General features: G+C 33.7%; 29 protein-coding genes and 1 pseudogene. 16 read left to right on the top strand and 14 right to left on the bottom strand.

Translation table 11 applies throughout. The features are described from left to right. Positions 1–9: 9 nt before the first annotated feature. The 3 genes from arsC to prfB form a co-directional block, all read right to left on the bottom strand. On the bottom strand, positions 10–375 hold the full coding sequence (gene arsC, locus CL818_RS01780; protein ID WP_219359533.1) for an arsenate reductase (glutaredoxin): 366 nt from the start codon (positions 373–375) through the stop codon (positions 10–12). A gap of 20 nt (positions 376–395) precedes the next feature. Further along, positions 396–758 carry a hypothetical protein gene (locus CL818_RS01775; RefSeq protein ID WP_272974227.1) on the bottom strand — a complete coding sequence of 121 codons (363 nt, stop codon included), beginning with the start codon at positions 756–758 and terminating at the stop codon, positions 396–398. A gap of 77 nt (positions 759–835) precedes the next feature. Next, a protein-coding gene (gene prfB / locus CL818_RS01770) for a peptide chain release factor 2 (RefSeq protein WP_286971264.1) occupies positions 836–1,943 on the bottom strand; the annotation gives its coding sequence in 2 pieces (ribosomal slippage) (positions 836–1,879 and positions 1,881–1,943; 1,107 coding nt in all). A gap of 160 nt (positions 1,944–2,103) precedes the next feature. On the opposite strand from prfB, the gene CL818_RS01765 reads away from it, so the two are divergent. The 3 genes from CL818_RS01765 (at position 2,104) to CL818_RS01755 (ending at position 6,740) form a co-directional block, all read left to right on the top strand. Beyond that, a complete protein-coding gene (locus CL818_RS01765; protein WP_286971262.1) occupies positions 2,104–3,945 on the top strand; it encodes a cytochrome-c peroxidase in 1,842 nt (613 codons plus the stop codon). A 118-nt stretch (positions 3,946–4,063) separates the two neighbouring features. Continuing rightward, positions 4,064–5,746 (top strand): alkaline phosphatase PhoX, encoded by a 1,683-nt coding sequence (locus CL818_RS01760; RefSeq protein ID WP_286971260.1) that lies wholly within the window; start codon positions 4,064–4,066, stop codon positions 5,744–5,746. Between the two features lie 70 nt (positions 5,747–5,816). Beyond that, complete coding sequence (locus CL818_RS01755; RefSeq protein ID WP_272974231.1) at positions 5,817–6,740, top strand: leucine-rich repeat domain-containing protein; 924 nt, start codon at positions 5,817–5,819, stop codon at positions 6,738–6,740. 5 nt (positions 6,741–6,745) lie between these two features. Here CL818_RS01755 and CL818_RS01750 read toward each other — a convergent pair whose 3' ends face one another. Next, entirely contained in the window at positions 6,746–7,558 is an 813-nt protein-coding gene (locus tag CL818_RS01750) for an MBL fold metallo-hydrolase (protein ID WP_272974232.1), read from the bottom strand. 10 nt (positions 7,559–7,568) lie between these two features. Then, positions 7,569–8,150, bottom strand: a complete 582-nt coding sequence (locus CL818_RS01745) for a hypothetical protein (protein WP_272974370.1) — start codon at positions 8,148–8,150, stop codon at positions 7,569–7,571. Between the two features lie 218 nt (positions 8,151–8,368). On the opposite strand from CL818_RS01745, the gene CL818_RS01740 reads away from it, so the two are divergent. From CL818_RS01740 to CL818_RS01730, 3 genes are read left to right on the top strand one after another with little or no spacing between them, the layout of a single operon-like run. Beyond that, positions 8,369–9,742: an MATE family efflux transporter gene (locus CL818_RS01740; RefSeq protein WP_272974233.1), complete on the top strand. Its 1,374-nt coding sequence runs from the start codon at positions 8,369–8,371 to the stop codon at positions 9,740–9,742. Between the two features lie 31 nt (positions 9,743–9,773). Next, positions 9,774–10,001, top strand: coding sequence for a DUF8828 family protein (locus CL818_RS01735; protein ID WP_013187577.1), 228 nt, complete (start codon positions 9,774–9,776; stop codon positions 9,999–10,001). Beyond that, the gene (locus CL818_RS01730; protein WP_272974234.1) at positions 10,001–10,564 is read left to right on the top strand and encodes a phosphatase PAP2 family protein; all 564 of its coding nucleotides are present in this window, start codon (positions 10,001–10,003) and stop codon (positions 10,562–10,564) included. Before CL818_RS01735 ends, CL818_RS01730 begins: the two co-directional genes overlap by 1 nt. A gap of 1 nt (position 10,565) precedes the next feature. Here CL818_RS01730 and meaB read toward each other — a convergent pair whose 3' ends face one another. Next, positions 10,566–11,645 carry a methylmalonyl Co-A mutase-associated GTPase MeaB gene (meaB, locus tag CL818_RS01725; RefSeq protein WP_272974235.1) on the bottom strand — a complete coding sequence of 360 codons (1,080 nt, stop codon included), beginning with the start codon at positions 11,643–11,645 and terminating at the stop codon, positions 10,566–10,568. 93 nt (positions 11,646–11,738) lie between these two features. Here meaB and CL818_RS01720 point away from each other — a divergent pair, with 93 nt between their 5' ends. Continuing rightward, the gene (locus tag CL818_RS01720; protein WP_272974236.1) at positions 11,739–12,164 is read left to right on the top strand and encodes an organic hydroperoxide resistance protein; all 426 of its coding nucleotides are present in this window, start codon (positions 11,739–11,741) and stop codon (positions 12,162–12,164) included. 70 nt (positions 12,165–12,234) lie between these two features. Here the strand turns inward: CL818_RS01720 and CL818_RS01715 are convergent, their stop codons facing one another. Next, positions 12,235–12,798 carry a DUF2911 domain-containing protein gene (locus tag CL818_RS01715; protein WP_013187573.1) on the bottom strand — a complete coding sequence of 188 codons (564 nt, stop codon included), beginning with the start codon at positions 12,796–12,798 and terminating at the stop codon, positions 12,235–12,237. A gap of 172 nt (positions 12,799–12,970) precedes the next feature. On the opposite strand from CL818_RS01715, the gene CL818_RS01710 reads away from it, so the two are divergent. The 4 genes from CL818_RS01710 to CL818_RS01695 are packed head-to-tail and all read left to right on the top strand — an operon-like array spanning position 12,971 to position 16,243. After that, positions 12,971–13,465 (top strand): RNA polymerase sigma factor, encoded by a 495-nt coding sequence (locus tag CL818_RS01710; RefSeq protein WP_272974371.1) that lies wholly within the window; start codon positions 12,971–12,973, stop codon positions 13,463–13,465. Beyond that, the gene (locus CL818_RS01705) at positions 13,446–14,081 is read left to right on the top strand and encodes a hypothetical protein (RefSeq protein ID WP_272974237.1); all 636 of its coding nucleotides are present in this window, start codon (positions 13,446–13,448) and stop codon (positions 14,079–14,081) included. The genes CL818_RS01710 and CL818_RS01705 overlap by 20 nt, the downstream gene beginning before the upstream one ends. Next, the gene (locus CL818_RS01700; RefSeq protein ID WP_272974238.1) at positions 14,053–15,495 is read left to right on the top strand and encodes a hypothetical protein; all 1,443 of its coding nucleotides are present in this window, start codon (positions 14,053–14,055) and stop codon (positions 15,493–15,495) included. Before CL818_RS01705 ends, CL818_RS01700 begins: the two co-directional genes overlap by 29 nt. A gap of 52 nt (positions 15,496–15,547) precedes the next feature. After that, positions 15,548–16,243 carry a peptidoglycan DD-metalloendopeptidase family protein gene (locus CL818_RS01695; protein ID WP_272974239.1) on the top strand — a complete coding sequence of 232 codons (696 nt, stop codon included), beginning with the start codon at positions 15,548–15,550 and terminating at the stop codon, positions 16,241–16,243. Here the strand turns inward: CL818_RS01695 and CL818_RS01690 are convergent. The 6 genes from CL818_RS01690 to CL818_RS01665 form a co-directional block, all read right to left on the bottom strand. After that, positions 16,227–16,712: a DUF4199 domain-containing protein gene (locus CL818_RS01690; RefSeq protein ID WP_013187568.1), complete on the bottom strand. Its 486-nt coding sequence runs from the start codon at positions 16,710–16,712 to the stop codon at positions 16,227–16,229. The genes CL818_RS01695 and CL818_RS01690 overlap by 17 nt on opposite strands. A 34-nt stretch (positions 16,713–16,746) precedes the next feature. Next, entirely contained in the window at positions 16,747–17,430 is a 684-nt protein-coding gene (locus CL818_RS01685; RefSeq protein WP_041240975.1) for a DUF2490 domain-containing protein, read from the bottom strand. 68 nt (positions 17,431–17,498) lie between these two features. Further along, a complete protein-coding gene (locus tag CL818_RS01680; protein WP_272974240.1) occupies positions 17,499–18,371 on the bottom strand; it encodes a cation diffusion facilitator family transporter in 873 nt (290 codons plus the stop codon). 108 nt (positions 18,372–18,479) lie between these two features. Then, the gene (gene secA, locus CL818_RS01675; protein ID WP_013187565.1) at positions 18,480–21,833 is read right to left on the bottom strand and encodes a preprotein translocase subunit SecA; all 3,354 of its coding nucleotides are present in this window, start codon (positions 21,831–21,833) and stop codon (positions 18,480–18,482) included. A gap of 78 nt (positions 21,834–21,911) precedes the next feature. Beyond that, on the bottom strand, positions 21,912–22,133 hold the full coding sequence (locus CL818_RS01670) for a DUF2795 domain-containing protein (RefSeq protein ID WP_013187564.1): 222 nt from the start codon (positions 22,131–22,133) through the stop codon (positions 21,912–21,914). 183 nt (positions 22,134–22,316) lie between these two features. Then, a complete protein-coding gene (locus tag CL818_RS01665) occupies positions 22,317–22,889 on the bottom strand; it encodes a cob(I)yrinic acid a,c-diamide adenosyltransferase (RefSeq protein ID WP_013187563.1) in 573 nt (190 codons plus the stop codon). A gap of 92 nt (positions 22,890–22,981) precedes the next feature. On the opposite strand from CL818_RS01665, the gene smpB reads away from it, so the two are divergent. Then, positions 22,982–23,440 carry an SsrA-binding protein SmpB gene (gene smpB, locus CL818_RS01660; RefSeq protein WP_013187562.1) on the top strand — a complete coding sequence of 153 codons (459 nt, stop codon included), beginning with the start codon at positions 22,982–22,984 and terminating at the stop codon, positions 23,438–23,440. A 1-nt stretch (position 23,441) separates the two neighbouring features. On the opposite strand, the gene CL818_RS01655 is transcribed toward smpB, so the two are convergent. Continuing rightward, entirely contained in the window at positions 23,442–24,134 is a 693-nt protein-coding gene (locus CL818_RS01655; protein ID WP_272974242.1) for an alpha/beta hydrolase, read from the bottom strand. A 112-nt stretch (positions 24,135–24,246) separates the two neighbouring features. On the opposite strand from CL818_RS01655, the gene CL818_RS13515 reads away from it, so the two are divergent. The 4 genes and pseudogenes from CL818_RS13515 (at position 24,247) to CL818_RS01645 (ending at position 25,280) form a co-directional block, all read left to right on the top strand. Further along, the gene (locus tag CL818_RS13515) at positions 24,247–24,414 is read left to right on the top strand and encodes a cupin domain-containing protein (RefSeq protein ID WP_336380117.1); all 168 of its coding nucleotides are present in this window, start codon (positions 24,247–24,249) and stop codon (positions 24,412–24,414) included. 12 nt (positions 24,415–24,426) lie between these two features. Beyond that, positions 24,427–24,594: pseudogene (locus tag CL818_RS13510) on the top strand (pirin family protein); the annotation flags it as partial. 93 nt (positions 24,595–24,687) lie between these two features. Beyond that, positions 24,688–24,963 carry a pirin family protein gene (locus CL818_RS13505; RefSeq protein ID WP_336380118.1) on the top strand — a complete coding sequence of 92 codons (276 nt, stop codon included), beginning with the start codon at positions 24,688–24,690 and terminating at the stop codon, positions 24,961–24,963. Between the two features lie 14 nt (positions 24,964–24,977). Beyond that, positions 24,978–25,280 (top strand): GNAT family N-acetyltransferase, encoded by a 303-nt coding sequence (locus tag CL818_RS01645; protein ID WP_013187559.1) that lies wholly within the window; start codon positions 24,978–24,980, stop codon positions 25,278–25,280. Positions 25,281–25,319: the final 39 nt, after the last annotated feature.

The raw sequence follows: 25,319 nt of genomic DNA, 5'->3' as shown, positions 1-25,319 counted from the left end.
TTCCTAAACTTAAATTGGTTCTTGATTAGGTTTATCTAATAATTCTTCAATTTTTTCTGAAGGTCTTCCTATAACGGCACCATAATCTGTAACAACAATAGGACGCTCTATAAGTTTAGGGTTATTAACCATGGCATTTACAATATCTGTTTTGCTCAGGTCTTTACCCTTATAGTCTTCTTTCCAAATCTTTTCATTTTTCCTTACAAGATCAATTGGTTGTATTCCAATCTTACCAATTAATTCTGTTAGTTCTTGAAAAGAAAGGTTGTCATCTAAATACTTAACAGTTTTAAATTCTTTCCCAGATTCTTCTAAAACTTTTACGCCATCTCTAGATTTACTACATCTTGGATTGTGATATATTGTTATCATGTTGTGTTAAATTGGTTAATCTATTTGTTATCGTCTTTGATACTTAGCATCTTTAAATATAAGTCGTATTGTGGTTTTGTAAGTATATTTCTAGTTGCTCTTATACGTTGTTCTTCTAAAACATTAATTTGAAATGTCTTGTTTTTCTTAGGGATGTCTTTTTGTAAGACCTCATCTATTTTTAGGGAATACTTTATTGTATTTCGTTCAAATTCTTTAGCCTGCTTATCTGTTAACCCTAATTCTGAAGCTAGTTGTTCAGTTTGTTGTCTTACCTCTTTTTCAAGTTCTTCACTGGTACGTTCTTGCGTAATACTTTGGGCGTTAAAAGCCACTGTATTAGCTATTAATATGGTAAGTATTATAAGTATACGTTTCATCATTATATATTTTAAATTCTTAAATAATATAATGCTAAGTATATGGACCATCAAAAAAATGCTCTTAAACTTTTCTAAAACTATAGGGTATCTTCTTCTTGTTTTTGTCCTGAAGCCATAAGAAAAGCTTTAAGAAATGCATCTATATCACCGTTCATAACTGCATCTACGTTACCAGTTTCGTGAGCCGTTCTTACATCTTTAACTAACTTATAAGGATGCATAACATAATTCCTAATTTGAGAACCCCATTCAATTTTCATTTTAGAGGATTCTATTTCATCACGTTGTGTTTGTTGTTTGCGCAACTCTATCTCATACAATTGCGATTTAAGCATTTGCATAGCCTTTTCCCTATTTTCTAGTTGTGAGCGTGTTTCAGAATTATGTATCACAATTCCAGACGGATGGTGAGTAAGTATAGCTTTGGTTTCTACCTTATTTACGTTTTGGCCACCTGCACCACTACTTCTTGCAAAGTCCCAAGAAATATCTGCAGGGTTTATATCTATCTCAATAGAGTCATCTGCTAATGGGTACACATAAACCGAAGCAAATGAGGTATGCCTTTTTGCGTTACTATCAAAAGGTGAGATTCTTACAAGCCTATGCACTCCATTTTCGCCTTTTAACCAACCAAAGGCAAAGTTCCCTTCAATTTCTANNGATACTGTCTTAATTCCTGCAACATCGCCATTTTGTAGGTTTAGCTCTTTAATTTTAAATCCGCGCTTTTCTGCCCACATTAAATACATACGCATAAGCATTTCTGCCCAGTCGCAACTTTCTGTTCCTCCAGCACCAGCAGTAATTTGAAGTACCGCACTTAAATCGTCTCCTTCTTCGCTTAGCATATTTTTAAACTCTAAATCTTCAATAAGATCTTTAGCTTTTGCATAGCGTTCTTTCACGTTGGTTTCTTCTGCTTCGCCTTCTTTGTAAAATTCAAAAATAACTTCTAAATCTTCAACAAATGTAATGGCTTGTTCGTAATCTTCAACCCAAGTTTTCTTTACGTTTAGCTCTTTCATTACAGCTTGAGCTGCACGAGGATTATCCCAAAATTCTGGGGCAAATGTTTGTTCTTCTTCGTTGGTTATCTGTATGCGCTTTGCATCTATGTCAAAGATATCTCCTCAAGCTTTCCACGCGCTTTTGGAGTGATTTTATGTGGTCTGTGGTTATCACGGTTGCTAGTAGTTTAAATATTTAGCTCAAAAGTAAGGTTAATGATATGTTGTACCAAATTAAACGGTTTCTATGAATATCTCAATAACGTAATCTTTACATAACGCTCCCATAACGANCTTTTTTATATCTGCACATATTTTTGTTGCAAATAAGATATATGCAATTCAAGCTTTACACACTGTACTTCTTAATATGTACCATTGTTTTTGGCACCTCACTAAATTATAACTCAACTAGTGTAAATAACGACTACTACTCTACTCAGATAATTGAGGACAGTAACGCGTTCTTAAATGCGACTAAAACTTTGGATAGTNTAGCTCAACAATTTAGTGCTTCTAAAAGCTCTGTGTCTAACTTAAAGGAGCAATTAGCTACCGCAAGACATTCTTTTAAACGCATAGAGTTTTATACCGCTTTTAAATATGCAGAGTTTATAGAGTCTCATATAAATGGTGCNCCATTACANAAAGTATCTTACGTAAAGAACCGTTCTGAAATTAAGCCNCCAGAAGGATTGCAAATTTTAGATGAGCTAATTTANAGTGANGATGTTCACAAAGAAGCCATTAACATTGCCTCTCTTACTAAAAAACTTTATTTCTCCAGCTTAAGGTTACATAAGAANGTACAACAACAACATCCTACACATTCTGAACTAATAACAGCANTAAGAATTGAACTTATTAGAATTTTNACNTTGGGTGTTAGTGGTTTTGATACGCCAGGATCTTTAAATGGTATAAGCGAGACTAAGGTTGTATTAGATAATATGTCANTTCATCTTAATAAGATTGATAANCAATCACATCATAAGGCGATAACACATTCATTGTCGATATTAAATAGAGGTGCTACTTACTTTAATGAAATTAATTTTGAAAATTTTGACAGACTTGGTTTTTTGAAAGAAATTATAGATCCTTTATATAAAACATTGGGAGAATTTCCTTTAGATGATGAAAGCTACAGCTATATCATAAAATCACTACCCTTGAATTTAAATACAACGTCATTATTTGATGATACGTTGTTAGATCCTTATTTCTATACAGACCTTACAGAAAAAGAAGATTCTGAATTATTAACGTCTTTAGGTAAAAGCTTATTTTACGATACCAAGTTAAGTACAACAAATACNGTAAGTTGCGCAACCTGCCATAATCCTAAATTGGCTTTTACAGATGGCTTNCCAAAACCTATAAGCTTTAAAAATGGAGATACCTTACAAAGAAATACACCTACATTATTAAATGCAGTATATGCTAATCGATTTTTCTATGACTTAAGAGCTTTTAATTTAGAACAACAAGCTGAGCATGTTATCTTCAATGAAAACGAATTCAACTCCAGTTATACAGCAATTCTTAATAGCCTATCAAAAAATGAAGCCTACACTTCTAAATTTAAAAACACATTTGGCGACACTTTAATATCTAGAGAACGTGTTTTAAAAGCCTTGGCATCTTATACAAGTTCTCTCAGATCTTTTAATAGTAGTTTTGATCGTTATNTTAAAGGAGAATCTCAAACCATTCCAGAATCTGTTGCTAATGGATTTAATCTGTTTATGGGNAAAGCCAATTGTGCTACCTGTCATTTTGCTCCTACTTTTGCAGGGTTAGTACCACCTTACTATAAAGATTCAGAAAGCGAAGTGCTTGGTGTTTTAAAAAACCCAAGAACAACACACAAAGAANTAGATGATGATAAAGGTAGAATTACAAACGGCATACATACTGAAAGTGCTTGGATGTATGTAAATGCTTTTAAAACAACCACTGTAAGAAATATAGAAGTTACTGCTCCGTATTTTCATAATGGCGCTTATAAAACTTTAGAAGAGGTCATNGATTTTTACAACAATGGTGGTGGCAATGGCGTAGGCTTAAACGTAACTAACCAAACACTTTCTGAAGACTCACTAAACCTTTCTGAAGCGGAAAAACAAGACCTCATCGCATTTCTAAAATCTCTAACAGATACTGCTTCATTTTGAATTAACATACTTTATCTACAATTAAACTTGAGGTAACAAAAGGGTAAGATTTACTTAGTTTCATTACAAGTTCATCAATGTATTTTTATTGAAAATTAACCAACCAAAAANNATTCAAATGAAAAGACATTTACACCTTATAAGAACACTTATAGTATGTTCTTTATTTGTTAGCTACAACCAAAGCAANGCACAAGATGCAAANAATTGTATTTCTTGTTTTACTTCTTTAGCTCCAACAGGACAAGCAGAAACTTTAGATATTCCTAGCACGCATAGGTTTCAACTTATTTTTAAGCAAGGTGAATCTTACACCGTACAAAATGACGTGATTGCTAACAATACCGTACCAGGTAATCACGATTTTACAGGTTATGTTCCNATTTCNGGNAGTAGTACTTTAGGATATGTNNCTGTAAATCACGAAACCAATCCTGGNGGCGTNTCTNTNTTAGATGTNAGNTTTNATACAGANGANAATTTATGGANTGTANATGCTACNGAAGCTGTAGATTTTTATGANGAAAANCTNGTTACAACNATNAGAAANTGNTCTGGTGGCGTNACACCAATGGGNACAATTATNACNGCNGAAGANTCTTCNAGTGATGACTCNAANAATGATGGNTACCTTGATGTNGGCTGGNTNGTNGANATAGATCCTGTNACNAAACANGTTATGGANTATGATAACGATGGCATNAAAGACAAACTTTGGGCTATGGGNAAAATGAANCANGAAAANGTNGTNGTTTCTAATGATGGNACTGTAGCNTATTANGGNGAAGATGGTGGNACACAATGTNTNTANAANTTTGTNCCAGACACNCCTTTCGATTTATCTTCTGGAGACGTATTTGTATTAGTTGCAGACATNAACGATTTNCCANNTNTNGGTANTGGAGAAGTTANTNATCCTANTGCNNCTTGGGTACAAGTTCCTAACGANACNCAAGANGAGCGCAACAATATAAGAGATACGGCAGCATCTTTAGGAGGTACAAATTTTAATGGTGTAGAAGACGCCGAAATAAGTGTGGTAGATGGTCACGTTTATTTTGCATCAAAAGGATATAGTAGGATATACAGATTTACAGATGATGGTTCAACTACTGCAGATTTAGAAACTTTTGTTGGTGGTGTTACAACAATGTATACGCTACAGACAGAATCTGGACCAAGCGTAGCGCCTTGGGCAAACGGAAACGATAATATCACCATAGACAATGATGGTAATGTATGGGTATTACAAGATGGCGGTAATAATTATTTATGGGTTGTGGGTGTAAACCATACACAACTTAATCCAGATGTAAGAATATTTTCAAGAACACCTACTGGAGCAGAGCCAACTGGTTTAACTTTCACTCCAGATAACAAATATGGTTTTTACTCTATACAACATCCATCTGGTACAAATGGTACACAAACAGATGCTACAGGAAACGATGTTAGTTTTAACGGTTCTGCAACTGTCGTATTTGCTTTAGAAGAAAATTTAGGCGCAGAAGTACTTTCTACTACAGAGTTTCAATCTTTAGAAGGTGTAAGCATATACCCTAACCCAACAACAGGTATTGTAAATATTGAGCTTAATAATATACCAGAAAAAGCTTCAGTAAATGTGTTTGATATGTTAGGAAGACAAGTATTAGCAATTTCTTCAGATGACTTAACAATAAATCAAAATACTATAACTGTGGATTTATCTCAAGTAAATTCTGCTAATGGTATGTTGCTTTTACAAGTAACTGCAGATAATAAACGTTTTGAATACAAGGTGTTAAAGACTACAAAGTAGGTAATTTAAGTAGATTAATGAAAAGGCTGGCAACATTTATATGTCCAGCCTTTTTTAGTTACAAACTATTATGTTTAAAGTATTAAAATTTAGATTCTGTATTGGTTTATTTTGTTTGGCAGCAATACCATTTACAAAAGCACAACAACTTAGTCCACTAAAAAATAAGGTGTATTACTCTGTAGAAGATGCATTAGCTGAAAATTTACAAGCAAGACAACTTAATTTAAGAGATCAGGAGTTATTACACATCCCAAATAATGTAGAATTACTTGAACACCTTCAGTTTTTAAACCTAATGCGAAATGATATCACGTTTTGTTCTGAAGCCTTATTTAAACTATCTAATTTAGAAACGCTTAACCTAAAGTTAAATGGGATAACAGTATTACCGGACAACATAGGTAATCTTAAAAAGTTAATTCATTTAAATTTTTCGGCAAATAAATTAAAATCTCTGCCTAATACAATTGGTAACCTTAAAGACTTGAAGGTGCTATACCTTTCTTTAAACGCTTTAACTACGCTTCCTACAAGCATAGGACAATGTAAAAACCTTACAGATTTAGATTTACAGAACAACCATATTAGCTACCTTCCAAGTAGTTTTAAAGAGTTACAAAATTTGAAACTACTAGACTTGTCTCATAACCAACTTTATGAACTAGATAATTCTTGGATAGCATCAGCTCAACTTGAACGGCTTAATTTAGAAGATAATGTATTAAACTGGCTACCAGAATCATTTGGAAATTTAACAGGCTTAAAGACACTTAATTTGTCAAACAATAAATTAAAAGTCTTACCAGAATCTTTAGTACACTGTGAACAGCTTGAGCTTTTAATACTATCAAACAATAAACTTACACACTTGCCTAAACACCTTAACAGGTTAAAATCTCTTTCTACACTTACTGCGTTACACAATAATTTTTCTGAAAAAGAAAAGCAGCGCATTAAGAATGCACTGCCTAACTGTAATGTTTATTTTTAAAATTATTATTGGTTTGGATACCAATCTAACTGTATAACGTTAATTGAAGCATCGCCTTCGTTTACTAGTGATTTAAATTTGGAAACATCACTCAAACCTTCGGTACCTCTATAATGGTATGGATAAACTTTGTTTGGTTTAAAGTCTAAAACAGCGCTTGCAGCATTTTCAACTGTCATAGTATATGGTAAGTTCATGCATACAAAAGCAATGTCTATATCTTGCAGGTTTCTCATTTCAGGAATATCTTCTGTATCTCCGGAGATGTATACTCGTTTGTCATTTTTTTCAATTACATAACCATTACCACGACCCTTTTCGTGAAACTTTTTAGCTTCTTCGCGCAGGTTATACATAGCAATCCCTTTAATATTAAAATCGCCAATATTGGTATCTTGATCATTGTTTAAAACAGTAACCTTGTCTTGCCATTCTTTCGGTAACTTATCCTTTACCGCTTTAGGAGCAATTATTTTTATATTTGGTTGGTAAACAGCTGCAACAGTTTCGGCATTAAGATGGTCTCCATGAATATCTGTAATTAAAATAACATCAGGTTGTTTTTGGTCTTTATATGCTTCTGCTCCACCTACAGGATCCACATACATTACAGTATTATCCCAGTTTAAAATTAAGGATGCATGGGATATAGGTGTAATACCTATACCGTTTTCTGTAAGTGTTGTGGTACTCACTTTTGTTTCTGTTATTTCTTTATCTACTTCTGCAGTTTCAGAATTAGGCTCTGTTTCTTTAGTCTCTGTCTTACAACTTATAGCTATAAGTGATAATAGTGTAATAAATGCTATTTTTTTCATTGTTATTAATTTAGTTAAGTACTTTTTCTATTTCTTCTTCTGTATTGTTATTAGAGTTTACCAATTCCATGATTTCTTCTGGAGACATATAAAACTTCATTATTCGCTTTTTGTATTTAGGAGATATTGATGCGTGATTAAGTATAAAGTTTTTTGTTGCTAAAATATACTCATGCATACCGTAATTTACAGCATATGTATCTGCAGAACGCTCTACTTCTTGTATATGAGATTTAGAATATAGATACTTTAATCCAAAAAATATCATGCCTAAATTAGTACGTTCTCTATAATCCATAACATGACCAAGCTCATGACCTAGCCAACCTATAAGGACATCTTCATCTACATTATGAATATCAAACTCTTCTTCTTCAATATGAAACTTCTCACTAATAAGTATAATGTATCCTCTATCTTCTTTAGATCTAAAAAAACTAGCCCAAGTAGGTTGTGCCTGCATGGTAGACTTTTTTATTGCTTTCTTAAATTTAAACTCGATTGGAGTATCTTTTAATTCTGGATAAAAGGATAAAGCTTTTAGTGCTTCTTTTTCTATACTCTTAGGTATAATTTTATTTTGATATTTCATTAAGGGTTGTGTAGTAGTTTGAGCCTTTACATAGCTAGCCGCTAATAATAGGCTTAGTATGACAAGGCAATGTTTCATAACACTTTCAAGATAATAGAAAAAGCATCAGTTTGTGTTAAAATTTAGGTAAATGAGTATTAAAATTATACTATCAAAACTGTGAAAAATGTACTATAAACTAAATATAGCATAGTATCTTTGTACACTAATAAACGCTTGTGATCCTTTCTAACTATACCAAAGAATTTAGTACCAATCTTAAAATTGCATATCCAGTAATGCTAGGACAGTTAGGTCACGTACTTGTTGCGTTGGCAGATAACTTAATGGTAGGGCAATTAGGTGCTGCAGAATTGGCTGCCGTATCTTTAGGTAATAGTTTAATATTTATAGCCTTATCTTTAGGTATAGGATTTTCCTTTGCAATAACACCTTTAATTGCTGAAGCAGATGGCGCAAATGATATTGATGCTGGAAGAGATTACTTTCAACATGGTGTTATTATGTGCACCTTAAACGGAATCCTTCTATTTTTTTTATTGTTGTTGGCAAAGCCCATATTATATGCATTAAACCAGCCGCCAGAGGTTGTTGCTTTGGCTATTCCTTATATGGAGATTGTGGCATTTTCATTAATTCCATTAATGACGTTTCAAGCATTTAAGCAATTTGCAGATGGTTTATCACAAACCAAATATGCAATGTATGCTACATTGGTTTCTAATATTGTAAATATAATCTTCAACTATTTACTTATTTACGGATTTTGGATTTTCCCAAGACTTGAGCTAGAAGGCGCAGCAATTGGGACATTAATTTCAAGATTTTTTATGCTTTGGTTTTTATGGTTTATCCTTAAACGCAAAACAAAATTTGCTCAATATTTTACCACATTTAAAAGGGATCATTTAAACAAAAATGTATTTAAACGATTATTTGCTTTGGGATTTCCTACAGCATTACAAATGTTTTTTGAAGTTGCCATTTTTACTGCTACTATTTTTCTTGCAGGTATTCTGGGAACCAATCCTCAAGCTGCAAATCAGATTGCATTAAACTTATCCTCTATGACGTTTATGATTGCGGTTGGGTTAGGTGTAACTGCAACAATACGCGTGGGCAACCAAAAAGGTATGCATAATTATAAAGAGCTAAGACGTATAGCACTGTCTACATTTCTCCTAATTTTCATAATACAATCTATTTTTGCTTTAATGTTTATTCTAACTAAAGATATACTCCCTACTTTTTATTTAGATAATGTTGAAGTTATCGTCTTAGCATCTCAGTTGTTAAACGTTTCTGCTATCTTTCAATTAAGCGATGGAATTCAAGTTGTGGTATTAGGCGCATTAAGAGGTCTTCAAGATGTAAAAGTTCCTACAATTATATGTTTTATTGCCTATTGGATAATTGGTTTCCCTATATCCTATTACTTTGGTAAAGCAGAGCAGTTAGGAAGTATGGGCATATGGTTAGGTTTATTGGCTGGTTTAACGGCTAGTGCTATTATGTTATACATCAGGTTTAATTATTTATCGAAAAAGTTGATTTTGACTAAAACTAAAATTCCTAATTTTGAAACCCATTAGGTTAACCACTTAATTTATAAAAGCTTTTTTTATGACACTTCCTAAATTTATTCTTGGAGACAATACAGATCACCCAAATGCCATTTATGTAATACATACAGACTTTCCAAGGTTTATTATTAATCTTGAAGATGATGAGGTTGAATGGCTTGAGGAATTTGATGACCAAGACCAGAAAATAATAGAAGAAGAAATGGAAAACTTCATAAATGAAGCTACTGCGTTTTATGATCGTGAAGTAGAACGTTACCAAGACTAATGGAAGAGTTATTAGACTACGATAAAGATTTATTTTTATACCTGAACAGTTTAGGTTCAGAACAATGGGATATCCTTTGGCTTACTATTACCAACAAATGGATGTCTATCCCAATTTATATTTTGTTATTAGTCTTGCTGTTTAAAAAATTTGGTTGGAAACCAACTCTACTCACACTAGTACTTGTTGCAGCAATGATTACTTGTACAGATCAATTAGCAAACCTATTTAAACATGGGTTTGAGCGCGCCAGACCTTGCCAAGCTCATGCCTTAGGAGATTATGCTCGTGTAATTGCTGTACGCTGTGGCCGCTTTGGGTTTTTCTCTGCACACTCTGCTAGCTCTATGGCATTAGCATTGTTTATAGGCTTTCTATTAAAATCTAGGTACAAATTTATACTACCTTTTATGTTATTTTGGGCTTTATTAGTTGGTTATAGCCGTATATACGTAGGTGTACACTATCCTTTTGATGTACTTGTAGGATTTAGTATAGGAGGCTTAATAGGGTTTGGGTTTTACAAACTTCATGTATTCTTACACAAAACCTATATAAAATAAATTACTTTAAGTTGAGTAAGTAGGACGCAGCTTCAAAAGCTGTGGTTTTATGATCCTCAATAGCTTTTAGCTGTTCCTGTAATGCAGTTTTAATATTAGGCTTAGAAAAGAAATCTGCTTTTAAGCGATCTTGTATGGTTTGCAACAACCAAAATTTATTTTGTTCTTGGCGTCTAAATTCAAAATAACTAGATGCTTTAGTTGAAGTTTTGTAATCCTCAATCATCTCCCAAACTTTAGAAATACCTTCTTGTTTTAAAGCACTTGCCAATAATACCTTTGGTTGCCATTGGCTTTCTTTTTCTGGGTATAGATGTAGTGCTTTTCTAAATTCAGACTTAGCTTGTTTAGCTGCTTTTATATTCTCTCCATCTGCCTTGTTTATAACAATAGCATCTGCCATTTCAATAATACCACGTTTTATGCCTTGCAACTCATCTCCAGCACCGGCTAGTTTTAGTAACAAAAAGAAATCTGTCATACTATGTACAGTTGTTTCACTTTGCCCTACACCAACAGTTTCTATTAAAATAACATCAAAACCAGCAGCTTCACATAAAATTATAGACTCTCGTGTTTTTCGAGCTACACCGCCAAGAGAATCGCCACTTGGTGATGGTCTTATAAATGCATTGTCTTCTTTTACCAAATCTTCCATTCTGGTTTTATCTCCCAAAATACTACCATGTGTAACACCGCTTGAAGGATCAACTGCTAAAACTGCAACTTTGTATCCTTTTGATATTAATGATGTTCCAAAGGCTTCAATAAAAGTACTCTTCCCTACTCCAGGCACTCCAGTAATCCCTATACGTATAGAAGGTTTTACATGAGACAAGCAGGCTTCAATTAATTGTTTCGCTTTTTCTTGATGGGTGCTTTGTTGACTTTCAATTAAAGTTATGCCTTGGCTTAAAGCAACTTTATCGCCTTTTAATATTGCTGCTGCTAACTCACTAACTGATTTTTGCTTTTTACGATGCTTTCTTATACGTTCTGCAGCAGATTTACTTAAGTAATCTGGTTGTTGTATGCCATCTTGCTCTGATAATGCAGATTTATGTTGATTTGTGTTAGCCACGTTTATATAAGATTTAGCACAAATTTAGGAATTCCCTTTTTGTTGTAGTAACTGTTAGTTCTTATATTAGTTGAATAACATAAAAATAGAACAATGAAAACATTATATACAGCAACAGCAATAGCAGAAGGTGGTCGTTCAGGTCATGTAAGTGTAGATGATGGTCCTATAGATTTAGATCTTAGCGTACCAAAATCTATGGGTGGCGATGGTGGAGAAGGCACCAACCCAGAACAATTATTTGGTTCTGCTTATGCAGCTTGTTTTGGCGGTGCTATACAAGCGATTGCAGATAAGAAAAAAATTGAGCTTGATGAGATTAGTGTAACCGCACACATCTCTTTTAATAAAGACGAAGATGGTGGCTTTTTATTAAGTGCCGTTTTAGATGCTTATTTACCTGGTGTAGATCAAGAAACAGGTGAAGATCTTATAAATAGCGCTCACGAAATTTGCCCATTCTCAAAAGCAACTAGAGATAATATAGATGTAGAGCTTAACTTGTTAATGGACGAGTAACCTTATACTATCTATAATAAGTAAGCCCTATCAAGTATTTGATAGGGCTTACTTATTAAATTATACATGTTTATTTAGCAGAAGTTATTGGTAAAGACACCACAACATCGTCCCAAGAAAACAGAACAAGTATTAAGTTTTCAGATTCTTTAAAATCTATTGTAAACTGCTCTGTAACTTTAAAATTCTTATTAACTGGCACTTCAACAACTAGTTCATCAAACTTTTCTATTCTTGGAGCCTTACCTGTTTGCCAGTCTGCTCCCCAAGAATATGCCCTGTTATTAAAAACTATTTCCCACGATTCTTCTTTTGGTACGGTGAATAATGAATATTCACCAGCCTCAAGCAAAGAACCATCTACCAAAATATTTTTATTTGTAGTAAATGTAGTTTGTTCATTAGCTCCAGTTCGCCAAGTTTCATTATAAGGAACAAGATCTCCAAATATCGTTCTACCCTTTTTATATGGTCTGTTATAAAATATCTCTAAATTTAAGTGGCCGTTGTCATAAACTACGGTATCTTCGGGACTAAGCTTCTTAGTTTGGTATTGCATAACCTGAAGACCTATATATCCCAATACCAATACAGTAGCTACACCAATTATAATCCACTTTAAAGATTTGTTCATCGCAATTAATTTTTTTTATAAAGATATTCAATATTTAAAAAATATTTGCAACATTACAAACTCTAGTTCGTAATTATAAAAGAACAGCAACACCACACTAACCAAAGTTAATGGCATATTGTTACAAACTGAACTCATAGAAAAAGTCAGGAATAACGACCGTAAAGCGCAGATGACTTTATATAATAAGTACTGCGATGGGATGTTCTACGTGGCACTAAGGTATATGAAGAATTCTCATGATGCCGAAGAAGCTATGCAAGAAGGTTTCATTAATGCATTCACAAAACTGCATCAATTTACAGGAGAAGTAACATTTGGCGCTTGGCTTAAACGTATTGTAATTAATAAGTGCCTAGATATGATTAAGGCACGAAAACTTGAAACTGTCGCTATTAACGAGCAAATCTTATCTGTTGTAGATGATGATGATTCGGGTTGGCATGTTGCAGATCACGTAACCTTAGATCATGTTAAAGCTGCTATAGATGAGCTGCCAGAGCGTTATAAATACGCTGTGCAATTATTTTTGGTAGAAGGATATGATCACGAAGAGGTTTCAGAAATATTAAATATTACACCAGTAGCATCTAGAACCCTAGTACATAGAGGTAAAAAGAAGCTTCAAGATTTATTAAAAGACATCTATGATGGCACAGGATATTAGAGAATTATTTAAAAACGACAACAGTATTCCTAAAGGAAAGTTGTCACAAGGACATCAAGACCGCTTTGCTGCACGTCTTAATGCACTTCATCAAGACCTAGAAGACAAGTCTGTGGTTACAATGAACACCACTAAGTCTAAATTTCCTTGGATGAAAATTGCAGCTATTTTTATTGTAGCATTAAGCATTGGTATATTAGGATATAATCAACTTAGTGCGCCAACAAATGAAGCCACTACTGTTGTTAATTTAAATAAGGTAGATACAAATAATACACCTACCGATGTTGTTCCGGTGTATTTAAGTGAAGTATCTCCACAGTTTAAGGAGGTTGAAGATTATTACTTAGCAAGCATTAATTTGGAGATTGCCAAACTTCAAGTTAACGATGAGAACAAAGAGCTTATTGATGCATTTATGACCCAATTGGCAGAACTTGATGAGGAGTATGCACAGTTAAACCGTGAGCTTAAAGAAGCTGGCGTTAACGAGCAAACTGTAAATACACTTATCGCTAATTTACAATTACGTTTGGAGTTGCTGTTCAAACTAAAGAGTAAGTTAAATCAATTAAAGAACAATCAAAATGAAACTATTCAAGGTGCGAGAGCATAAATTATTAGTTGTACTGTTGTTAGGTTGCATAGGGCTAAGTTATGCGCAGAAAAAAGAACCAGTACTTAAGGAACGTTTTAACGTTAAAGATGATGTAACCATTAAAGTGGATACACGCTATACTAATGTAATATTTGAAACTTGGGATAAGAACGAAGTTTCTGTAGAAGCATTTGTTGAAACCACAGATGATGTTACCAAAGATGAAATTAAAAAAATTGCAGATAATTGGAAGATTAATGCAAATGGCAATAGTGGTGAGATAACTATTACTTCTGCCGGAAACCTTAATTGGAATGGTGATATGAATTTAGATTTGGCAGCTCTACAAAGTTTGCAAAATTTACCTCTAGATTTTATAGGACCTATGGTTGAAGGTATTATAGTCCCAATGACCGAAAGTATTGCAACAGAAATGCCAAAAGACTTTTATAAGAATATGCGCGACATAGACTTTGATTACAAAGCCTATAAGGAAAATCCAGACGCATATATGAAATCTTATGAAAAGCAGATGAAAGAGCATTTTGGAGATGATTATGAAGGTGATCTAGAAGCTTGGGGTGAAGATTTTGGGAAAAAGATGGAAGCTTGGGGAAAACAGTTTGAGGAAAACCTAGGTGATGACATGGAAAAATGGGGAGAAAATTTTGAAAAAGAATATGGCCCTAAGTTACAAGCTTGGGCTCAACAAATGGCAGAACAGTATGGTGGTGAATATGCCACAACAAAATCTACCAACCCAAATGGTAGCTCTACAACCACAATTGTAAAGTATAACACAGTTAAACCAGGTAACTTTACCAATGATAATGTTAAACGTACAATTATCATTAAAATGCCAAAGGAATCTAGGTTAAGATTAGATGTGCGCCACGGAGAAATTAAGCTTGCAGAACGTATTAAAAACATACAGGCCAAGTTGTCTCATACAAGATTAGCTGCAAATATTATAGATGGAGGGCAAACCTCCATCTCTGCAGCTTATTCACCTGTGTTAGTAAAGCAATGGAACTATGGTGAACTTAATACAAACTATGTAAAGGAATGTGTTATAGATAATGCCAAGAATATTAAATTGGTATCTAAGTCTAGTGATGTTGTAATAAAAAACCTAGAGGAGATTGGTGTAATATCTGGTACCTTTAGCAGGATTGCCATCCCAGAGATTAATCAAAGTATTACAAACTTAGACGTTGTGCTTGAAAATAGTGACTTTATTGTCTCATTGCCTAGTAGTGCATTCAACTTTACATTTAATGGTAACAGGAGTGGCTTAAAATATCCTCCAAGCTTGCAAGTACAAACTGTAAAGAATGCAAATAACGACCGCGTTACAGGATTTCACAGATCAAGAAATACTAGTGCAAATCTTGCTATCTCTGCACGTTTCAGTAATGTTATTTTAAAATAATTAATTTATAAATTTTATAAAATCATTTTAATTTCCTTCCTATTTTTGTGTGATGAACACATCACAATTTAAAGAGTTTCTTAACTCTATATCTTCTGAATTTATACCGATTATAGATTCTAAATACACTAAGGACGACTATATACACATAGATCTTTCAACAACTAATGAAGACTTAAAATCTATTGACGTTTCTTCTTCTTCACAATTTGAAATTTATATAAAAGACTATCTTAAAAAGCATGATAAAAAGGTAGCATATGGAGGCTATATTGAAACAAGAGGTATTTATAACAGAAGCTCACACTTTAACCAACAAGACCCTAATACAGAACGGAATATACACTTAGGATTAGATGTTTGGGTACCTGCATACACTAACGTTTTAGCACCTTTAAAAGGAACTGTACACAGCTTTAAAAACAATACAAATTTTGGTGATTATGGACCAACCATTATCCTAGAACACCATCTAGAATCTATTGTATTTTATACGTTATATGGACACCTAAGCACTAATTCATTGAAAAATATAGACATAGGACAAGTAGTTGAAAAAGGTGATTGCATTGCACAGTTAGGAACTGCAGAAATAAATGGTGATTATGCACCACACCTTCACTTTCAAATTATAAAAGATATGGGGCGATATTCTGGAGATTATCCTGGCGTTACTTCTAAGCTTAAACTTAAAGAGTTAATGGCTAATGGAGAAGATCCAAAACTATTACTTAATCTACCTTCTTAGACCTGAAGAATAATGCAACAATTGCAGAGGTTACAACACCCATAGCCAAAGCTCCAAATGCAGCTTGAGCCATATAAGAGTATAAGCTAAAGTATGCTTCTGCAGCCTCTTGTTTCATAACTCCTTTTTCTACAGTGTAAGCAATTACATTCTCAAAATAATTAGGAGTGATAAACTCGTGTGTAAGGTATTGGGCTAATGGAGATAAGATTGCTACAACTACACTTAATATAGTTCCAGATATAAAGCCTTGTGTCCAAGTCATATTACCATTATAAAAGTTTTGCTTTTTGTCTTTCATAAACAAGACATAGACAGCAATGGCAACTATGGCGAAAATATTTGTATAAATGGCATGTTTAGAAATTAACTCATCATGCCATCCAAGTGCTTTTTCTACATACATCCATGCTAGGGCTGCTATAGTAAAGTAAACACCCCATTTTAATTCAATCTTAAATTTATTCATTGTTGTATGTAATTGGTTAGCGCACTAAAATTAGTTAATTTTTAGATGTTCTAAAGTCTGTTTTAAGATTAAGAGATAGTACTAACCTATCAAACGACTGGTTCTCTAAGCTAATTTTTTGATATCCTGCTCTAAACCTTAAATCTTTATTGATGGCATAAGTTAGTCCAGCACCTAACCAGTTTTGAGCAAATACTGGTGAGGTAGTATTTAAGAATATTTCATCATAAACATCTACGCTTAACTTTTCTGTAATAGGGTGACTTAACTTTAGCATATAGCGTAACCATAAATTATCATCATTTGTGGTCTCATCATTAAAAAGACGTTGTTCTGCTCTATATCTGTGCGTTATATTCAAGGATTTTAAAGCATCTTTATAAAATACATCTAACACTAATCTATGTTCTGTGAACTTTTGAGGAGTTTCTGCTAAATAGCTAGGGTCTGTTCTAAAATAAGCATATCCTAAAGCACCAGAAACTTTATCTGTAAACTGATAGTTTAAGCTTGTTCGAATTTTAAACTGCTCAATCTCACTGGCTAGTTCGTATGTTCTTACTTGAGATTGTAAATTAAAAGTAAGATTATCTGTCATTTTATTATTTGTAGACAGGATATACCAAGTCCCAAATTCATCTTCTGCAGTATTTTGAGCTGAAGCTATTGTTACTATAAATAATAAAACGATGGTAGTTAGTGTGCTTAAATTTTTCAAAATTCTAATTTTTGGCAAATATATTTGTTGTGTTGGTAATCACCAAGGTAAATTGAGGTTGTATTATACTACAAATCGTCAGGTTCTATATGAATAAGTACTTGGCCTAAATCTGGTATATCCTGTAGTAATCTATCTTTAAGTTCATGAGAGAGCCTATGTCCTTCTTTTACTGTAATGTGAGCATTTACCATGGCATGCAAATCTACATGGTAGGTCATACCAGATTTTCTAATCATGCATTTTTCTGTTCCTGTAATGCCTTCTACTTTTAAAGATGTTTCTCTTACTTTTTCAATGACATCATCATACATATGCTCATCCATTATTTCTGCTAAAGCAGGTCTAAAGATGAGGTAACTATTATACAAAATTATGAATGATGCTAAAAGCGCTGCCCAATCGTCTGCAGTTTCATATCCTTCTCCAAAGTAAAGTGCAATAGTTATACCTATAAATGCCATTATAGAGGTTATTGCATCGCTTCTATGGTGCCAGGCATCTGCTTTAAGAGAACTGCTATTTGTTTGCTTACTACGCTTTAAAACCCATCTAAAAGATATCTCTTTCCATAAAATAATAGCACCTAATACCCAAAGTGTCCAAGCTTTTGGAGTTTCATGAGGTGTTTGTATGTTTTGTATGCTCTCATAAGCAATGATAGTTGCAGATGTCACTAAAAAAGCTACTACCAAAAATGTAATAAGTGGCTCTATCCTACCGTGACCATAAGGATGGTTTTCATCTGCAGGCCGTTTTGCATATTTAAGCCCTAGCAATACTAATAACGAAGAGCAAATATCTGTTGTAGACTCGATAGCATCTGCTATTAATGCATAAGAATTACCGAAAAAACCAGCTAAGCCTTTTATTAAAGCTAGTAGTGTATTCCCAAGAATACTAAAGTATGTGGTTTTTATTGCGGTATCTACTTTTTTCATCAAGCAATCTTTGGTAACTAAAATTAGAACAAACTTAAAGAATTGTTTAAAAGAAAACTCCCAAGCATACATACTTGGGAGTTTTTTATAATAACTGAGTAAGATGACTTAGTCTTCAACTAATACCCAATCGCCTTTATCTAATAAAGGAATAGCTTGTTTATATTTCATTGATTTGTTTTCTCCACTCATCACATTCTTTATAGTCACTTTATCATTACGGCCAATTTTAGGACGCTCTCTTATTATAGTTTCTATAACGTCTTGCTTAGATTGTGTTTGACCAGCTTTACGAGCTTCTGCTGCACGCTCATCCATATTTTGGATTTCTTCTTTTTGCGTCTCTACTTTTTCTCTTTTTTGTTGCTTAGCCTCACTAATCTGTGCATTTTGCTGTGGTATTTCACCTTTAAATAAAAATGAGATTACATCTCTATTTACTTGATCAATCATAACCTTGAATAGCTCAAATGCTTCAAACTTATAGATAAGTAATGGATCTTTTTGCTCGTGAACGGCTAATTGCACACTTTGCTTTAATTCATCCATTTTACGAAGGTGAGTTTTCCAAGCATCATCTATAATTGCAAGAGAAATATTTTTCTCGAAATCATTTATAAGTTGCTTTCCTTCTGTTTCATATGCTTTCTCTAAATCTGTAGCAACTTGCAATGTTTTGGTTCCATCTGTAAATGGTACTGCAATACGCTCAAACTTATTATCTGGACGTTCGTAAACTTGCTTTATTACAGGGAATGCTTGCTCTGCTGCAATCTCCATTTTTTGCTGATAATGCTTATATGCAGCTTCGTAAACTTGCTGTGCAATCTTTTTAGAATCTTTTTTCTCAAATTCTGCTTGTGTTACTGGAGAACTCATAGAGAAGTAACGAATAAGCTCAAACTCAAAATTCTTAAAGTCGTTTGCCATTTTGTTACTTTCTGTAATACTTTCAGAAGTATCAAAGATCATGTTTGCAATATCTACCTTTAAACGCTCTCCATAAAGTGCGTGGTAACGACGCTTGTAAACCACCTCACGTTGTGCATTCATTATATCATCATACTCTAATAAACGCTTACGTGTACCAAAGTTGTTTTCTTCTACTTTTTTCTGCGCGCGCTCAATAGATTTAGAAATCATAGAATGCTGAATTACTTCACCTTCTTCCAGACCCATTCTGTCCATTAGTTTAGCAATACGCTCAGAACCAAATAAACGCATTAGGTTATCTTCTAGAGAAACATAGAATTGAGAGCTTCCTGGATCTCCTTGACGACCAGAACGACCACGTAATTGTCTATCTACACGTCTTGAATCATGACGTTCTGTACCAATAATGGCTAAACCACCTGCATCTTTAACTTCTTTACTTAACTTAATATCTGTACCACGACCTGCCATGTTTGTAGCAATGGTTACTTGTCCTGCCTTACCTGCTTCTTCTACTACATCTGCCTCCTTCTTATGTAACTTTGCGTTAAGAACGTTGTGAGGTACTTGACGAATTTTAAGCATTCTACTTAATAATTCTGAAATCTCAACAGAAGTAGTACCAATTAACACTGGTCTTCCTGCTCGAGAAAGGTCTGTAACATGATCTATTACAGCATTATATTTTTCACGCTTAGTTTTATAAACCATATCTTCTTGGTCATGGCGTGCAATTGGTCTGTTTGTAGGAATCTCTACAACATCTAATTCATAAATTTCCCAGAATTCACCAGCTTCTGTTACAGCAGTACCTGTCATACCAGAAAGCTTGCTGTACATTCTAAAGAAGTTTTGTAATGTAATAGTAGCAAAGGTTTGCGTGGCATCTTCAATTTTCACACTTTCCTTAGCTTCAATTGCTTGGTGAAGACCATCGCTATAACGACGCCCATCCATAATACGACCTGTTTGTTCATCGACAATTTTTACTTTATTGTCCATCACTACATACTCCGTATCTTTTTCAAACAATGTATACGCCTTTAATAACTGGCGCATAGTGTGTATACGTTCAGATTTTACTGAAAATTCTCTGAATAATTCTTCTTTCTTCTCTGCCTCTTCTTCTTTAGATAATCCTAATGCTTCGATTTTAGAAATCTCCATTCCCATTTCTGGCATTACAAAGAAGTCTGGATTTTCTTTACCACTTAAAAAGTCTACACCTTTATCTGTAAGCTCTATCTGGTTGTTTTTTTCTTCAATTACAAAATACAACTCTGCGTCTACCTTAGGCATCTCGCGGTTGTTATCTTGCATGTATTGGTTTTCTGTTTTCTGTAGAAGTTGTTTAATTCCTTCTTCACTCAAATACTTGATTAGAGCTTTGTTTTTAGGAAGACCTCTGTAAACACGTAGTAATTTAAAACCACCTTCTTTTAAATCGCCTTCTGCAATTAGTTTCTTAGCTTCTGCCAATACGCCTACTAAATACTTGCGTTGTACTTCTACAACACTAGATATTTGAGGTTTTAACTCTTCAAACTCGTGAATATCTCCTTTAGGAATTGGTCCAGAAATAATTAATGGTGTACGGGCATCATCGACCAAAACAGAATCTACCTCATCTACAATCGCATAATTGTGTTTACGTTGTACTAAATCATTTGGTGAATGACTCATATTGTCACGCAGGTAGTCAAAACCAAACTCATTATTTGTACCGTAAGTAATATCTGCATTATAAGCTTTGCGTCTTGCTGCAGAATTTGGTCTGTGGTAATCTATACAGTCTACACTCATCCCATGAAACTGAAAAATAGGCGCCATCCAAGCGCTATCTCGTTTTGCCAGGTAATCGTTAACTGTTACAAGGTGTACACCTTTACCACTTAAGGCATTAAGGTATACAGGAAGTGTTGCTACTAATGTTTTACCTTCACCAGTTTGCATTTCTGCAATTTTACCTTGGTGCATAGCCACACCACCAATAAGTTGTACATCATAGTGAATCATATCCCAAGTTACCTGCTTTCCAGCTGCATCCCAAGAGTTTTTCCAAATAGCTTTTTCTTCTCCACTAAGTGTTACGTAATCTTTCTCTGCAGAAAGCTCTCTGTCAAAAGGAGTTGCTGTAACTTCAATTTCTTCATTATGGCAAAAGCGTTTTGCTGTTTCTTTAACTACTGCAAAAGCTTCTGGTAAGATATCATTTAATATACCTTCTGTTATTTGGTAAGCTTTCTCATCTAATGCATCAATCTGAGCATAGATATCTTCATTTCTATCTATATCTGTTGAGGCATCTGCTTCACTCTTTAAAGATTCTTTTTCTGCATTTATGTCTTTAAGTGCATCTTCTATTTTAGCTTTAAACGCTACAGTCTTGTTCCTAAGTTCATCTATAGAAAGAGCTTCCATAGCTTTTTCATGAGACTTTACCTGTTCTACAATTGGCATTATAGCCTTTACGTCTTGTTTGGCTTTATCGCCCACAAATACTTTTAATACGGAATCTAAAAAACCCATAATAGTCGGTTTATAAAATGTTGTTAAGTGCAAAAAAAAAGTCTCTTGGTAGAGACTTTTTTTGAGCGTTATATGTTATTAATATTCATCCTCATTCCAGAGGTAATCGTCGTCTGTTGGATAATCTGGCCAGATCTCTTCGATAGAGTCATAAGAATCTCCTTCATCTTCAATAGATTGTAAGTTTTCAACAACTTCTAAAGGTGCGCCAGTTCTAATAGCGTAATCTATTAATTCATCCTTTGTTGCTGGCCAAGGTGCATCACTTAAATACGATGCTAATTCTAAAGTCCAATACATGTGATACTAATTTTCTGCAAAAATAAATTTTTAGTTCAAAAAGTCAAGTAAAATCGTAATTATTTTAAAGAACGTGTGTTATTTATTTTCAACTTACTAATTTTCATAGCATTAATTACTGAAATTTAAATAACTAAATGAACGGTTAATATACAGCTCTTATGGTAAAGGAATGCAATCTTACTACATCTTCTCGGGTATCCACTTTACCTCATCTGCTTGTAAATCATAGGACAACTTTCGTGCCAGCACAAAAAGGTAGTCAGAAAGACGGTTTAAATACTTAAGCGTTGCTTCTTGAAAAGGCTCTATTTCATAAAGTGCTGTTGCTAAACGTTCTGCACGGCGACATACGCATCTTGCTATGTGACAATATGACACCGTAGTGTGACCGCCTGGAAGTACAAAATGCGTCATTTCAGGAAGATTTTCATTCATTTTATCCATCTCTTCTTCCAACTGCTTTATGTCTTCTTCAGTAATTTTAGGAATATTTAATCGCTCCTTGCCACTTTTTAGCATTGCTTTTTCAGGGTCTGTTGCTAATATTGCACCAACTGTAAAAAGTTTATTCTGTATAATTACTAAAATATCTTTACTGTGCGTATCTATTTCTTGATCTCGTACTAAACCAATGTGAGAGTTTAACTCATCTACAGTTCCATAAGAGTCTATACGGATATGATGTTTTGGTACACGAGTACCGCCAAATAAAGCTGTAGTTCCTTTATCTCCTGTTTTTGTGTAAATTTTCATTTGTATTTACTCATTTATTTATCTTACGAAGTTAGTGAAAGCACTTACAAACACCTTACATGTGTTGCGAAGTTTGTATTTTTGATGTGTCTATGAAAAACAATATTAACATAAAGAACCGTAAAGCAAAGTTTGACTACGAGATTCTTGACACCTACACTGCTGGAATTAAACTGGTTGGTACAGAAATTAAAGCTATTAGAGACGGAAAAGCATCAATTGCAGAGAGCTTTTGTGAATTTAACGACGCAGAAGAATTATTTGTAATAAACATGACCATTCAGGAATATTCTCATGCTACTCATTTTAACCACAATCCTAAAAGCGAGCGTAAACTTTTATTAAATAGAAGTGAGCTTAAAAAACTGCACAAAGAGGTTAGAAATTCGGGTTTAACTATTATTCCGCTTAAAGTGTTTATAAACGATCGTGGTTTTGCAAAGATGAATATAGGTCTTGCAAAAGGTAAAAAACTTTATGACAAGCGTGATGCTATAAAAGATAGAGAAAATAAAAAGCGTTTAGACAGAATACAAAAGGCTTACAAATAATTTAATCTAAACAGCCATTTTCTATAAGCTTAGGTAAGTTTTTATTTAACCATTTATATTTATTAATAATCATAGCGTGAGTTCCGCCAGGTAACACAATAGGATTTTCTATATGTTCAATAGGAAATACTATATCTTGATCTCCATTAATTTGTATAATCTCAGTTAAGGGTTCTTCTTGATCCCAACACACCATTTGTTTAATAGCCCAATCTAAATAGCGCTTATCCTTTACAGATAGATAAGTTCTATATAATCTTGCTCGTTTTTTAACCATGTTGCCTACTGGCAAATCTTCTAACTTGTGTACATAGTTTACCAAACTTGTAGGTAGCAACTTATAAATACCTGTTTTACGTGCCATTTTCATACGCTTAGGTAATTCATGTTTACTTTTTACACTGGAAATTATAATAAGCCTCTTAACATCTATATGTTTGGCCATTTCTTGTACTACTACACCGCCAAAAGACACACCAACTAATGTAATGTTATCGTGCTTAATTTTTTCGCAAAGCCGCTTAGCGTAGTCCTGTAAGGTTTCTTGCGCATTTGGAATCATCCATTCTAAAAAATGGACGCTATAAAATTCTTCTGAAAGTTTAATGTTCTCAAAAATTGAAATATTTGCAGCTAGTCCAGGTACAAAATAAACGTGTTGCAAAGCAGATGTATTCTTAGAAGTATTAGGCATTTTAACAGTGATATAACAATAACTCTAACGGTTTACTTTTATCTTTGTAGATAACATACGACCAAAAGTACTGGAATGACCTTTTATTAATGGGTCTAATGACGTTAAATAAATGAAAAAAGTACATCATCCTTCTCAAACACGTGGAAAAGCTGACTTTGGTTGGCTTAAAGCAAATTACTCTTTTAGCTTTGCAAGTTACTTTAATCCAGAACGTGTACAGTTTGGTATGTTAAGAGTTTTAAATGATGATACCATAGGTCCTGGACAAGGTTTTTGAACACATCCTCATGACAATATGGAAATTGTGACAATACCACTTTCTGGTTCATTAGCACATAAAGACTCTATGAATCATGAAGAAGTAATTCATTCTGGTGAAATTCAGGTTATGAGTGCTGGTACTGGTGTAACTCATAGTGAGTATAATGCTAGCCAAACAGAAGCTACCAACCTATTACAACTTTGGGTATTTCCCGAACGTAAAAATGTAGAGCCTCGTTACGATCAAAAAGCATTTGATTTTAAAAGTCGTAAGAATGAGTTAGTCACTGTGGTATCTCCAAAAGATGCAGATTTAAATGAAGCACTTTGGCTAAACCAACAAACCTATTTTAATTTAGGCGAATTTGACAACAACCAAACCATTGACTACAAGCTACATAAGAAAAACCACGGCGTTTATATTTTCGTAATTAAAGGTAGTGCTATATGTGATGACACAGCATTAAAAACCAAGGATGCGTTAGGCATTTGGGAGACAGAAAGCGTGTCTATAACAACAACTTCTGAAGCCAAGATTTTGGTAATAGAGGTTCCTATGAATTAAAAATTGATATTATGATGACAGAAGGATCACTAGAGATTAAAGACAACGAGTTTTTAAGACAGTTTGAGCTAGATATAGAAGGAGATATCGCTAAAATTGAATATGCACAACAGGAACGTAAAATTTTCCTAACTAAGCTTGTCATGAGTGACGCTCTTAGAGAAAAAGAAATGGTAGAGCCATTTTTAAAAGCAGTTTTTGATATTATTGCAGAGCGCAATACTCGTATTGTACCTAGTAGTCCAGAGATTGCAAAATTTATGAAGAAACACAAACGAAAATATAGAGATTTATTACCTATTGGTATTAATATCTAAAACACAAAAAAACGCCTAAATGGCGTTTTTTTTTATATC

The sequence above is a fragment of the Croceibacter sp. genome (assembly GCF_002716225.1).
In the GTDB taxonomy this organism is placed as follows: domain Bacteria; phylum Bacteroidota; class Bacteroidia; order Flavobacteriales; family Flavobacteriaceae; genus Croceibacter; species Croceibacter atlanticus.
The sequence above is the reverse complement of the archived record's forward strand: the minus strand, read 5'-3'. Positions and strand labels throughout refer to the sequence as shown.